This window comes from Streptomyces halobius, from assembly GCF_023277745.1.
GTDB classification, from domain to species: domain Bacteria; phylum Actinomycetota; class Actinomycetes; order Streptomycetales; family Streptomycetaceae; genus Streptomyces; species Streptomyces halobius.
Genome location: NZ_CP086322.1, coordinates 7,741,023 through 7,752,605, shown reverse-complemented (window position 1 = coordinate 7,752,605; position 11,583 = coordinate 7,741,023). Strand labels below are relative to the sequence as shown.

General features: G+C 71.4%; 12 protein-coding genes, 1 tRNA gene and 1 pseudogene. 3 read left to right on the top strand and 11 right to left on the bottom strand.

Annotation, left to right across the window (positions count from 1 at the left end; genetic code table 11):
- Window positions 1–30 precede the first annotated feature (30 nt).
- Window positions 31–1,224, bottom strand: coding sequence for an argininosuccinate synthase (locus K9S39_RS35120; protein WP_248867348.1), 1,194 nt, complete (start codon window positions 1,222–1,224; stop codon window positions 31–33).
- Between the two features lie 143 nt (window positions 1,225–1,367).
- Entirely contained in the window at window positions 1,368–1,748 is a 381-nt protein-coding gene (locus K9S39_RS35115; RefSeq protein WP_248867347.1) for a DUF488 domain-containing protein, read from the bottom strand.
- A 221-nt stretch (window positions 1,749–1,969) separates the two neighbouring features.
- Here K9S39_RS35115 and K9S39_RS35110 point away from each other — a divergent pair.
- Window positions 1,970–2,043, top strand: a tRNA-Pro gene (locus K9S39_RS35110).
- A gap of 67 nt (window positions 2,044–2,110) precedes the next feature.
- Here K9S39_RS35110 and secF read toward each other — a convergent pair.
- The 6 genes and pseudogenes from secF to argC form a co-directional block, all read right to left on the bottom strand.
- A pseudogene (secF, locus tag K9S39_RS35105) lies at window positions 2,111–2,748 on the bottom strand (protein translocase subunit SecF); the annotation flags it as partial.
- 127 nt (window positions 2,749–2,875) lie between these two features.
- Window positions 2,876–3,415: an arginine repressor gene (locus K9S39_RS35100; RefSeq protein ID WP_248867346.1), complete on the bottom strand. Its 540-nt coding sequence runs from the start codon at window positions 3,413–3,415 to the stop codon at window positions 2,876–2,878.
- A gap of 8 nt (window positions 3,416–3,423) precedes the next feature.
- Complete coding sequence (locus tag K9S39_RS35095; protein ID WP_248867345.1) at window positions 3,424–4,656, bottom strand: acetylornithine transaminase; 1,233 nt, start codon at window positions 4,654–4,656, stop codon at window positions 3,424–3,426.
- Window positions 4,653–5,585 (bottom strand): acetylglutamate kinase, encoded by a 933-nt coding sequence (argB, locus tag K9S39_RS35090; protein ID WP_248867344.1) that lies wholly within the window; start codon window positions 5,583–5,585, stop codon window positions 4,653–4,655. Before argB ends, K9S39_RS35095 begins: the two co-directional genes overlap by 4 nt.
- A complete protein-coding gene (argJ, locus tag K9S39_RS35085) occupies window positions 5,582–6,754 on the bottom strand; it encodes a bifunctional glutamate N-acetyltransferase/amino-acid acetyltransferase ArgJ (RefSeq protein WP_248867343.1) in 1,173 nt (390 codons plus the stop codon). The genes argB and argJ overlap by 4 nt, the downstream gene beginning before the upstream one ends.
- 82 nt (window positions 6,755–6,836) lie before the next feature.
- Window positions 6,837–7,865: an N-acetyl-gamma-glutamyl-phosphate reductase gene (gene argC, locus K9S39_RS35080; RefSeq protein ID WP_248867342.1), complete on the bottom strand. Its 1,029-nt coding sequence runs from the start codon at window positions 7,863–7,865 to the stop codon at window positions 6,837–6,839.
- A gap of 128 nt (window positions 7,866–7,993) precedes the next feature.
- Here argC and K9S39_RS35075 point away from each other — a divergent pair, with 128 nt between their 5' ends.
- Both K9S39_RS35075 and K9S39_RS35070 read left to right on the top strand, forming a co-directional pair.
- A complete protein-coding gene (locus K9S39_RS35075) occupies window positions 7,994–8,215 on the top strand; it encodes a hypothetical protein (protein ID WP_248867341.1) in 222 nt (73 codons plus the stop codon).
- Window positions 8,216–8,317: 102 nt separating this feature from the next.
- Entirely contained in the window at window positions 8,318–8,989 is a 672-nt protein-coding gene (locus tag K9S39_RS35070; protein ID WP_248867340.1) for a hypothetical protein, read from the top strand.
- A 357-nt stretch (window positions 8,990–9,346) separates the two neighbouring features.
- Here the strand turns inward: K9S39_RS35070 and K9S39_RS35065 are convergent, their stop codons facing one another.
- The 3 genes from K9S39_RS35065 to K9S39_RS35055 all read right to left on the bottom strand — a co-directional run bounded on the left by K9S39_RS35065 (window position 9,347) and on the right by K9S39_RS35055 (window position 11,548).
- On the bottom strand, window positions 9,347–10,261 hold the full coding sequence (locus tag K9S39_RS35065; protein WP_248867339.1) for an ICP22 family protein: 915 nt from the start codon (window positions 10,259–10,261) through the stop codon (window positions 9,347–9,349).
- Window positions 10,262–10,402: 141 nt separating this feature from the next.
- Window positions 10,403–10,972, bottom strand: a complete 570-nt coding sequence (locus tag K9S39_RS35060) for a histidine phosphatase family protein (RefSeq protein ID WP_248867338.1) — start codon at window positions 10,970–10,972, stop codon at window positions 10,403–10,405.
- Between the two features lie 108 nt (window positions 10,973–11,080).
- A complete protein-coding gene (locus tag K9S39_RS35055) occupies window positions 11,081–11,548 on the bottom strand; it encodes a GNAT family N-acetyltransferase (protein ID WP_248867337.1) in 468 nt (155 codons plus the stop codon).
- Window positions 11,549–11,583: the final 35 nt, after the last annotated feature.

Below are 11,583 nucleotides of genomic sequence, written 5' to 3'. Positions count from 1 at the left end.
GGAGGCGGCGGTGGTACGGGACGTTACCGGTCAGGCCAGGTCACGCTTGGCCGCGATCTTGCTCGACATCCCGAAGAGCTCGATGAAGCCCTTCGAGAGGGACTGGTCGAACGTGTCGCCGGTGTCGTACGTCGCCAGGTTGAAGTCGTACAGGGACCGGTCCGACTTCCGGCCGGTGACGACGGCGCGGCCGCCGTGCAGCGTCATCCGGATGTCCCCGCTGACCTGCTGGTTGGCCTCGTCGATGAAGCCGTCCAGGGCCCGCTTGAGCGGCGAGAACCACAGGCCGTCGTAGACCAGCTCGCCCCAGCGCTGCTCGACCTGCCGCTTGTAGCGGGCCAGTTCGCGCTCGACGGTGACGTTCTCCAGCTCCTGGTGGGCGGTGATCAGCGCGATGGCGCCGGGCGCCTCGTACACCTCACGGGACTTGATGCCGACCAGCCGGTCCTCGACCATGTCGATCCGGCCGATGCCCTGGGCGCCGGCCCGCTCGTTGAGCTGCTGGACGGCCTGCAGCACGGTGACGGGCCGCCCGTCGAGGGCGACCGGGACACCCTCCTCGAAGGTGATGACGACCTCGTCGGCGTCGCGCGGGGTGGCGGGGTTCTGGGTGTACTCGTAGACGTCCTCGATCGGCGCGTTCCAGATGTCCTCCAGGAAGCCGGTCTCCACGGCCCGCCCGAAGACGTTCTGGTCGATCGAGTACGGCGACTTCTTGGTCGTCGCGATCGGCAGGTTCTTCTCCTCGCAGAAGGCGATCGCCTTGTCCCGGGTCATCGCGTAGTCACGGACCGGGGCGATGCACTTCAGGTCGGGGGCGAGGGAGGAGATACCGGCCTCGAAGCGGACCTGGTCGTTGCCCTTGCCGGTGCAGCCGTGGGCGACCGTCGTCGCACCGTGCTTCCTGGCGGCGGCGACCAGGTGCTTGACGATGGTCGGCCGGGAGAGCGCGGAGACCAGCGGGTAGCGGTCCATATACAGCGCATTGGCCTTGATCGCCGGGAGACAGTACTCGTCGGCGAACTCGTCCTTCGCGTCGGCGACCTCGGCCTCGACGGCGCCGCAGGCGAGCGCGCGCTTACGGATGACGTCCAGGTCCTCGCCGCCCTGGCCGACGTCCACGGCAACGGCGATGACCTCGGCGCCCGTCTCCTCGGCGATCCAGCCGATGCAGACAGAGGTGTCCAGGCCGCCCGAATAGGCGAGTACGACGCGCTCGGTCACGGGTTTCTCCTTACGGTGCATACGCTGATGAGTATAAGTATGCACTCCACCGTATGTTTCGTCAACGCCGCATCGAAAGCGCAGGTCAGAGACGGAGGTAGAGAGCGGGACGGGGAGCAGGACGACTGCCTCGGGGCGACGCCTCAGGGCGCCTCGCGCAGGACGTCGACCAGCACCGCCGCATGGCTCAGGGACGCGTCCTTCGTCGCGGTCAGCAGCGTCAGCGGGCCCTCCCCCGCCAGCTCCCGCAGATGCCGCAGTGCCGCCGACCGCGCCGCGTCCCGCGACAGCTCCTCCCGATAGCGCTCCGCGAAACCGTCGAAGAGCTCGCTCCGATGGCCGTACCAGCGGCGCAGCTCGGACGAGGGGGCCGCGTCCTTGCACCATTCGGTGAGCCGGGCGTCGTCCTTGGCCAGGCCACGCGGCCACAGCCGGTCGACCAGGACCCGGGCGCCGTCCGACGCCTCGGGCGGTTCGTACACCCGGCGCACCCGGATATCGGCACCGCGGGACTTTCCGGCCACAACCTCATGGAAGCACGGAAGCCCGGCGCCTGCCGGAGGGCGGGGAACCGGTCCGGAGGCGGCCCGAATGCGGTCCGGAACCGGCTCGGGCGCCGCCCGGATACCGCTCGGATCCGGGCCGGACGCGGCCCGGAGGGGACCCGCTTTGGATTCATGGCCCAGGACAGGGTATTTTTCTTCGTGCACGCCCCGGCCGGGAAGTTTCCGGCCGGCACTTGCACCGGGACGTGGCGCAGCTTGGTAGCGCACTTGACTGGGGGTCAAGGGGTCGCAGGTTCAAATCCTGTCGTCCCGACGGTGCACAAAGCCCGCAGGCCAGGAGATTCACCTCCTGGCCTGCGGGTTTTTCGTTGTCGGCCGCCTCAGACCCGGGCGCCGGTGTCGCCGGGCTCCCGTACGGCCGGCCGGCTTCCCGGCCGTCGGCCCGCGGGTCGCGGCGGTGCGGTGCGGTGCGCCTCCAGCTCGACGGCCAGTGGTGTCGCGGTGAACATCGAGGAGTGGGTGCCGACGGCGACGCCGATCAACAGCGCCGCGGCGAGGTCCGTCAGCGAGTCGCCGCCCAGCGCGGCGAGCGCCGCCAGGATGAAGACCGCGCCGAGGCCGGTGTTGGTGGTACGCGGCACGGTCTGCAGCAGCGCGGTGTCGGCGACCCGCTCGAAGGGCGTACGGCGGGCCTTCGCCCACAGCTCGCGGACCCGGTCGAAGACGACGACGGAGTCGTTGACGGAATAGCCGATCACGGTGAGCAGGGCCGCGAGGAACACCCGTCGACGGGCTTGCCGAGCCAGGTGAAGACACCGATGAGGATCAGTACGTCGTGCGCCATGCCGGCGACCGCGGCGAGAGCGAACGTCCACCGGAACGAGGTGTTGACCACCGCGCGCGGGAAGTCGGCGTCGCTCAGCGCCGTGCGGGCCCGCTCGGCGTCGGCGGGTGCGGTGGTGGCGTACCCGATCATCCGGCCGCCGATGAACACCACCCCGAAATCGAACCCGCGGACGGTATCCCGCAGGTGGCGACGGCCAGCGCGGTCCGTTTCCGTGCGGGGTCGGGTGCCGAGGACGTGCGTCCACGTCAAGCCATCGGCGTCCGAGCATAGCGACGGGGCCGGCGCCCCGCCCCGCTCCCTACGCCTTCTGCGCCAGTCTCAGCAGATGGTCGGCCAGCGCCTGGCCGCCCGACGGGTCGCGGCTGATGAGCATCAGGGTGTCATCGCCCGCGATGGTGCCGAGGATGTCGTGGAGTTCGGCCTGGTCGATGGCGGAGGCCAGGAACTGGGCGGCCCCCGGCGGGGTGCGCAGGACAACGAGGTTGGCGGACGCCTCGGCCGAGATGAGGAGTTCGCCGGAGAGGCGGCGCATCCGCTCCTCCTTGGCCGACTCGCCCAGCGGCGCACGGGGCTTGCGGTCGCCGCCCTCGCTGGGCACCGCGTAGATCAGCTCGCCGCCGACGTTGCGGATCTTCACCGCACCCAGTTCGTCCAGGTCCCGGGAGAGCGTCGCCTGGGTGACGGAGAGTCCGTCGTCGGCGAGCAGCTTCGCGAGCTGGCTCTGGGAGCGGACCGGCTGCCGGTTGAGGATGTCCACGATCCGGCGGTGGCGTGCGGTGCGGGTCTGCGGTACGGCCGGGCCGCCGTTCACCGGCTCGTTGTCCTGCGCCTGGCTCATCGTTGTCGTCAGTCTCCGGATCGTTGTTCCCCGTGGGCCCCTTCGAGGGCGGTGTCGAGGACGGCGGGGAGCTTCCGGAGGAACGTGTCCGCCTCGTCGTCCGAGACGATCAGCGGCGGGGCGAGCCGGATGACGTCCGGCACGCACGCGTTCACCAGAAGACCCGCGTCCTGAGCCGCCTGCTGCACCATCGGCGCGAGGGGCTCGGTCAAGACGATACCCAGGAGCAGCCCCGCGCCGCGGACCTGGCCGACCAACGGGTGCCCCAGTGCCTCGATCCCGGCGCGCAGCCGCTCGCCCACCTGCTTGGCACGGTCGAGGAGGCCGTCCGCCGCGATGGTGTCGAGGACGGCGAGGGCACCGGCGCAGACCACCGGGTTGCCGCTGAACGTCGAGCCGTGCGATCCGGGCGTGAGCAGGTCGGCGGCCGGGCCGAAGGCGAGGGCGGCGCCGAGGGGGAGGCCGCCGCCGAGGCCCTTGGCGAGGGTGACGATGTCGGCCTCGATGCCCTGTGCCTGGGACTCCAGCCAGTGGCCGGTCCGGCCGACGCCGGTCTGGATCTCGTCGAGGACGAGCAGCGTGCCGGTGGCGGCGGTGATCTCGCGGGCGGCCCGGAGATAGCCGGGCGGCGGCACGACCACGCCGTTCTCGCCCTGGACGGGCTCCACGATGACGAAGGCGGTGGCCGTGGTGACGGCGGAGCGCAGCGCTTCGACATCGCCGTACGGGACGTGGTCGACGTCACCGGGCAGCGGGGCGAACGGGGCCTGCTTGGCGGGCTGTCCGGTGAGCGCGAGGGCGCCCATGGTGCGGCCGTGGAAGCCGCCGGCCGTGGAGACCATATGTGTACGCCCGGTCAGTCGGCCGATCTTGAAGGCGGCCTCGTTGGCCTCGGCGCCGGAGTTGGCGAAGTAGACCCGGCCGGGGCGTCCGGCCAGCGTGAGCAGCCGCTCGGCCAGGGACACCGTGGGCTCGGCGACGAAGAGGTTGGAGACATGGCCGAGGGTGGCGACCTGGTCGGAGACGGCGCGGACGACCGCCGGGTGGGCGTGGCCGAGGGCGTTGACCGCGATACCGCCGAGGAAGTCGAGATAGGCCTTGCCGTCGGCGTCCCAGACCGTGACGCCCTCGCCGCGGACCAGCGGGATACGGGGGGTGCCGAAGTTGTCCATCATGGCGCCCTGCCAGCGCCGGGTGAGGCCCGCGTTGTCCACCGGTCCGTGCTGCGCCGAGTCCGTCATGTCGCCCCCTCGATCGTGTTCGTGTCCGGCACGACCATCGTGCCGATTCCCTCATCGGTGAAGATCTCCAGCAGGATCGAGTGCTGGACCCGCCCGTCGATGACCCGGGCGGTGTGCACACCGTGGCGGACGGCGTGCAGACAGCCCCGCATCTTCGGGACCATGCCGGTGGCCAGGTCGGGCAGCAGCTGCTCCAGTTCCGTGGCGGTGAGCCGGGAGATCACCTCGTCGCTGTGGGGCCAGTCCTCGTAGAGGCCCTCGACGTCGGTGAGCACCATCAGCGTCTCGGCGCCCAGCGCGGCGGCCAGCGCGGCCGCGGCGGTGTCGGCGTTGACGTTGAAGACACCGGAGCCCTCGGACGTGGTGTCGCCGTCGTCGCCGCTGCGGGCGATGGAGGAGATGACCGGGATCCGGCCGTCGTCCAGCAGCGCCTGCACCGCGCCGGGGTCGATCGCGGTGATCTCGCCGACCCGGCCGATGTCCACCCGCTCACCGTCGATCTCGGCGTAGTGCTTGGTCGCGGTCATCAGATGGGCGTCCTCGCCGGTCATGCCGACGGCGAACGGGCCGTGCTCGTTGAGCAGCCCGACGAGCTCCCGCTGCACCTGACCGGCCAGCACCATCCGTACGACGTTCATCGCCTCGGGCGTGGTGACCCGCAGCCCGCCCTTGAACTCCGACTCCAGCCCGACCAGTTCCAGCTGGGCGCTGATCTGCGGACCGCCGCCGTGCACCACGACCGGGCGCAGCCCGGCGTGCCGCAGAAAGACCACGTCCTGGGCGAAGGCGCCCTTGAGCTCCTCGTCGACCATGGCGTTGCCGCCGAACTTGATGACGACGGTCTTGCCGTGATGACGGGTCAGCCAGGGCAGCGCCTCGATGAGGGTGCGGGCCTTGGGGAGCGCGGTGTGCTTACGTGTCCCCGTCATGAGCTGTACGCGCTGTTCTCGTGGACGTAGTCGGCGGTGAGGTCGTTCGACCAGATCACCGCGGACTCGGTGCCGGCGGCGAGGTCGGCGGTGATCCGCACCTCCCGGTAGCGCATGTCCACCAGCTCCCGGTCCTCCCCCACCGAGCCGTTCCTGCAGACCCACACGTCGTTGATGGCGACGTTCAACCGGTCGGGCTCGAAGACGGCGGAGGTGGTGCCGATCGCGGAGAGCACCCGCCCCCAGTTGGGGTCCTCGCCGTGGAGGGCGCACTTGAGGAGGTTGTTCCGGGCGATGGAGCGGCCCACCTCGACGGCGTCGTCCTCACCGGCGGCGTTGATCACCTCGATGCGGATGTCCTTGCTGGCGCCCTCGGCGTCCCCGATCAGCTGCCGGGCGAGGTCGTCGCAGACCGTGCGGACGGCTTCGGCGAAGGCGTCCTTGTCGGGCACCACGCCGGAGGCCCCGGACGCGAGCAGCAGGACGGTGTCATTGGTGGACATACAACCGTCGGAGTCGACCCGGTCGAAGGTGGTACGGGTCGCGGCCCGCAGCGCCGTGTCGAGGTCGGCGGAGGGCAGATCGGCGTCGGTCGTCAGCACCACGAGCATGGTGGCCAGGCCCGGTGCGAGCATCCCCGCGCCCTTGGCCATCCCGCCGACGGTCCAGCCGTCCACCGTGACCTGGGCCGTCTTGTGCACACTGTCCGTGGTCTTGATGGCGATGGCGGCCTTCTCACCGCCGTGTTCGGTCAGTTCGGCCGCGGCCTTCTCCACTCCGGGCAGCAGCTTGTCCATCGGGAGCCGGATGCCGATCAGACCGGTGGAGGCGACCGCCACCTCACCGGCGCTGTGCCCGTCGAGGACCTCGGCGACCTTCTCCGCGGTGGCGTGGGTGTCCTGGAAGCCGAGCGGGCCCGTACAGGCGTTGGCACCACCCGAGTTGAGGATCACCGCGGAGACCCGGCCGCCCTTGAGGACCTGCTCGGACCAGACGACCGGCGCGGCCTTGACGCGGTTGGCGGTGAAGACGCCGGCGGCGGCCAGCCTGGGCCCGTTGTTGACCACGAGGGCCAGGTCCGGGTTGCCGCCGCTTCCATTGGGGAGAGGGGCCTTTATCCCGGCGGCGATGCCCGCCGCCGTGAATCCCTGTGCTGCGGTGACGCTCACTGCTTCTTCTCCTCGCTCGCTTCGCCGGCCCCGCCGGTCGCACCGTGCCGCCCCTGTCCGGCATCCCCGTTGTCCGTACGCGTCACGGCGCCACCCCGACCGTCGGAAGCCCTGTCTCCTCGGGGAGGCCGAGGGCGATGTTCATGCTCTGCACCGCGCCGCCCGCGGTCCCCTTGGTGAGGTTGTCGATGGCGCTGATCGCGATGATCCGGCCGGCCGCTGCGTCCAGCGCCACCTGGATCTGGACGGTGTTGGAGCCCTGGACGGCGGCGGTCGCCGGCCACTGTCCCTCCGGCAGCAGCCGTACGAACGGCCCGTCGGCCAGCGCCTTCTCGTACGCGGCCCGTACGCCCTCGGCGTCCGTGCCGGGCCTGGCCTTCGCCGAGCAGGTGGCGAGGATGCCGCGCGACATGGGCGCGAGGGTCGGGGTGAAGGAGACCGCCACCCGCTCGCCCGCGACCGCGCTCAGATTCTGGATCATCTCCGGGGTGTGCCGGTGCCCGCCGCCGACGCCGTACGGGCTCATCGAGCCCATCACCTCGGCCCCCAGCAGATGCGGCTTGAGTGCCTTGCCCGCTCCGGAAGTGCCGGTGGCCGCGACGATGACGGCCTCGGGCTCGGCGAGACCGGCCGCGTAGACGGGGAAGAGGGCGAGCGAGACGGCGGTGGGATAGCAGCCCGGGACCGCGATACGCCGGGAGCCGCGCAGCGCGGCGCGGCCGCCGGGCAGCTCGGGGAGGCCGTACGGCCAGGTGCCCGCGTGGGCCGAGCCGTAGAACGCCTCCCAGTCCGCGGCGTCCTGGAGCCGGAAGTCGGCACCGCAGTCGACGACGAGGACATCGGGCCCGAGCTCCTCGGCGACGGCCGCGGACTGTCCGTGCGGCAGCGCGAGGAAGACGACGTCGTGCCCGGCCAGCGCCTCGGCCGAGGTGGGCCGCAGCTCCCGGTCGGCCAACGGGCCCAGCTGCGGCTGCAGGGCGCCCAGGCGCTGTCCGGCGTTGGAGTGCCCGGTCACCGCGCCGATCTCCACTTCCGGGTGCCCCAGAAGCAGACGCAGGACTTCACCCCCCGCGTACCCGCTTGCACCGGCCACTGCTGCTCGTACCGTCATGGACCCTCCTCCTTGATGGCATGACTATACGGTTAGCGGCAGTTTTATGCAACGGCGGGGGGGTCGCTCTCCCGCGATGTTCTCGCGGCGGGCCACGCACTCCGCCGCATGGGCACATACTGGCCTTGATGACAAAGCCAGCGGATTCCAGACGACACCTGCCCACCAGCCCCTTCAAGAGCCCGGTCGCACCACCTCACAAGCACTTCGCCATAGGGGCCCGGGTCTCCCACGATGTCTACGGCCTCGGGCGGGTCACCGCCGTCGAGGAAGGGATCGCGGTACTCGTCGACTTCGGTTCGATGGAACAGCGGATCGCGAGCCCGTACAGCAAGATGACCAACCTCTAGGGACGACCGGCCCGGACCTGGCCCCCGCGTACGGTGAATCCCGTATGGCGGAAGCCCGGCCCGTCCTGCTGCGGTGAGAAGGAGGACGAGGAGGCGAGGGCCATGGCGACGTCCGCGGAGCTCCGGCACGGCGCCGGCCTGGACCAGGACCGGGTGAGGGATGTCCTGGACCGGATGATCAGCGACGGCGGAGCCGCGATGGCCGGACTGTGCACCTCGCTCGGCGACCGGCTGGGCCTCTACAAGGCCCTGGCCGGCGCCGGTCCGCTCACCTCCGCGCAGCTCGCCGCCCGGACCGGGCTCGTGGAGCGCTACGTACGGGAGTGGCTCGCCGCCCAGGTGGCCGGCGAGTATGTGACCTACCCGCCCGAGACCGACGTGTACCTGCTGCCCGACGAGCATGCCGCCGTGCTCGCGGACCCGGAACAGCCCAGCTACGCCGCCGGTCCCTCCACCATGCTGCAGGGCGTCTACGCCACCGAGGACGGCCTGATGGAGGCGTTCCGCACCGGCGAGGGCATGGGATGGGAGGGAGGAACACACGTCGGCGCTGTTCGCCGGCACCGCGAAGTTCTTCCGGCCCGGTTATGCGGCCGCGCTCGTCCCGGAGCTGTCCGCGCTGGAGGGTGCGGGGGCGAAGCTGGAGCGCGACGCGATCGTCGCGGACGTCGGGTGCGGCTACGGCTACACCACGATGCGCTGACCACGCTGGGAGTATGTGCCCGGCCGCGGACACCGGCCTGCGACGCATTCTGGCCGTCGTGGACCTCCTGATCGACGCCGCCGACGAGGACACCCTCGTTCCGGCGCTGCTTCCCCCGCCGAGCGAGACCATCGTCTGGTCCCCCCGGCCGGACCCCGTCCACCCTGCTCACCCGGCCGTCGTAGCCGGAGGTACCGCTTGCCGTCCGACGCGTCGCGCCGGACGCCTGTCGCTCCGCTCCACCGGAATTCCCGCGCGTCGAAACGCAGGGTCCGCAGACGGCCTTTCACCGGCCTCACCTCCCCCTGACTGCCTACGAACACGCTAGCGGACCCCACTGACAATCCACCGGCCACCGCGATCCGACCGGCCATCGCGATCCCACCGAGCTTCGACTGGGCTCCCCGGCTCCCACGCTCCCGCCAAGATCAGCCGCGGCCGTCGCGCATCCGCCGGCGGTAGACGACGACTCCCCAGCCGAGCGCACCGGCCAGCAGGGTGCCGCCGAGCACCGTGACACCGGTGTTCAACCCGGTGCCGGAACCTCCGCCGAGGCCGGTGTGGGAACCGCCCTCGGGGACGGCCTGCGCGGACGGACCCCGCTCGCGCGCCTCGCCCGAGACCGTGAGGGTGCCGGTGAACTTCTGCTGTCCGTCGCCGAGTTGCTCGCCCATGTCGGCACCCATATCGGCACCCATATCGGCTTCCTGGCCTGCGGGAAGTTCCGCGTCGCCGCCTTCAGGCCGGTCTGCGGGCTTGTCCGCCGGCTTGTCCGCGTCCGGTTCAAGCGCCTTGTCCGGAGCCTTTCCCGGGGCCTCTCCCGGCGCCATTTCCTGCGCCTTTTCCGGGGCCTCGGCTGGTTCCTGTGACACGGCCGGCCCGTTGCCGGATGCCGTGTCGTTGCCATACGCCGTGCCGCCCTCTTCGGCAGGTGGCCGGCCCTGATGCTGGCCGAATTCCTCGCCGGGCAGCTTGGGTCCGCCGTTTCCGCAGGTGACGGTGACCGTGTAGGTACCGGGCTTGGTGCTCTGCGGCACCGTGCCGGTGCCGCCGACCCGGTTGTCCCGCAGGGACAGCGGCAGCTTCGGGATGCCCGCGCCCTCGAAGCTGGCCTCACCGGTCCCGCCTGTGCAGTTGCCGCCGTCGAAGACGGAGAACTCGCCGCCGGGCGCCACCGGATCCGGCTGGATGATCACCTGCTTCGTGTCGACGGAGGCGGCGCCGGACGCGGCGGGGTCGGGCGCCGTCCCGGCGGACGTGGTGGTCGCGGTCGCGGCGCCGGAGAGCGTGACGGACGCCGCCAGGACACCGGCCACCGAGCCGTATCGAAGGGCATGGGTCACCGCGTGGCGCGTCGGCCTCGCAGGGCGTGGGTGCTTCGCGTGCCGTATCTGCATACCCCGAGCGAACCGCCCCCGCCCGGCGTCCGCACCTCAGGCTGGGCTTTCCGGGTGGCGGGCGCCGGTCCCCCGCCGGTGCCGGACTCACCCTTCCAGCCGGAGGCTCCACTTCCCGGACCGCCGGATCAGGGTCGTCACGGACAGCGGCTGGACGTCGATGCGCCAGTACGAGTGCGGCGGCGCCTGGAGGGCGTAGAGCAGGGCGGCACGGACCACCCCGGGCTCGGCGACGGCCAGCAGTCCGGCTCCCTCGTAGGCGGGCCGGGTGTCCAGCCAGCCGCCGATACGGGTGACGAAGGCCAGCAAGGACTCCCCGCCGTGCGGTGCGGAGCCGGGGTCGGCGAGCCAGACGTCCACCGCCTGCGGCTCGGCGGCGGTCACCTCGCCCAGCGTCCGGCCGCGCCAGCGCCCCATGTCGCAGTCCCGCAGCGCCGGCTGGGCGAGCGGGGCGAGCCCGAGGACGTCCCCGGTCTCGCGGCAGCGTGCGGACGGCGAGCAGTAGCGCAGCTCGGCGGCGGCGAGCCGGCACAGAACGGGGGCGGCGCGCTCGGCCTCATGCCATCCGGCGGCGTCGAGCGGGCGGTCGTCGTCGAACCGGGTCTCAAGCAGCGAGGAGCTGCGGGCGGCGGCGAGCAGCTTGAGGCGAACGTTCATTCGCCGATGGTAAGAGCCCGGCGCTCCGGGCGAGCACGCTCGTCGGATGTGGACGTGGCGGAGGCAGCGAGGGTCAGAGTCGGATGGGCGGGATCGGAAGGGGCGAGGTCAGACGTCGATGGGGCCCGGATCGATGGGGCCCGGATCGATCAGCCCCAGGGTCATCCACTCCTCCGGGGAGACCAGCCTCCGGAAGCCGATCTTCTCGTAGATGCCGTGGGCGTCCTTGGTGGCGAGGGTGATCCGGCTCAGTCCACAGGGCGTCATATGGTCGGCGACGGCCTCGACGAGGGCGGTGCCCAGACCCTTGCCCCGGTCCTCGCGGGCGACATAGACATCGCAGAGCCAGGCGAAGGTGGCATGGTCGGTGACCACCCGGGCATAGGCGACCTGGCGCCCCGAACCGGTCGCGTACAGGCCGAAGTTGAGCGAGCCGGCGATGGCGCGGTCGTGCAGTTCACGGGGGCGGCCGAGGGCCCAGTAGGCGTCGGTGGACAGCCAGTGGTGGACGAGATCCGCGTCCAGTCGGGCCGGGTCGGTGGAGATCTCGTGGCCGTCGAGGGCGTGTTCGCTCATGCCGGGAGGTTGGCAGAAGCGAGGGGGCGGCGTCG

What these genes read in the sequence shown, in the direction of transcription:
- K9S39_RS35100 (WP_248867346.1), bottom strand. Translation starts at nt 3,415, where the DNA reads ATGAGCCAGGCGCAGGACAACGAGCCGGTGAACGGCGGCCCGGCCGTA.
- K9S39_RS35095 (WP_248867345.1), bottom strand. Translation starts at nt 4,656, where the DNA reads ATGACGGACTCGGCGCAGCACGGACCGGTGGACAACGCGGGCCTCACC.
- argB (WP_248867344.1), bottom strand. Translation starts at nt 5,585, where the DNA reads ATGACGGGGACACGTAAGCACACCGCGCTCCCCAAGGCCCGCACCCTC.
- argC (WP_248867342.1), bottom strand. Translation starts at nt 7,865, where the DNA reads ATGACGGTACGAGCAGCAGTGGCCGGTGCAAGCGGGTACGCGGGGGGT.
- K9S39_RS35075 (WP_248867341.1), top strand. Translation starts at nt 7,994, where the DNA reads ATGACAAAGCCAGCGGATTCCAGACGACACCTGCCCACCAGCCCCTTC.
- K9S39_RS35070 (WP_248867340.1), top strand. Translation starts at nt 8,318, where the DNA reads ATGGCGACGTCCGCGGAGCTCCGGCACGGCGCCGGCCTGGACCAGGAC.
- K9S39_RS35060 (WP_248867338.1), bottom strand. Translation starts at nt 10,972, where the DNA reads ATGAACGTTCGCCTCAAGCTGCTCGCCGCCGCCCGCAGCTCCTCGCTG.
- K9S39_RS35055 (WP_248867337.1), bottom strand. Translation starts at nt 11,548, where the DNA reads ATGAGCGAACACGCCCTCGACGGCCACGAGATCTCCACCGACCCGGCC.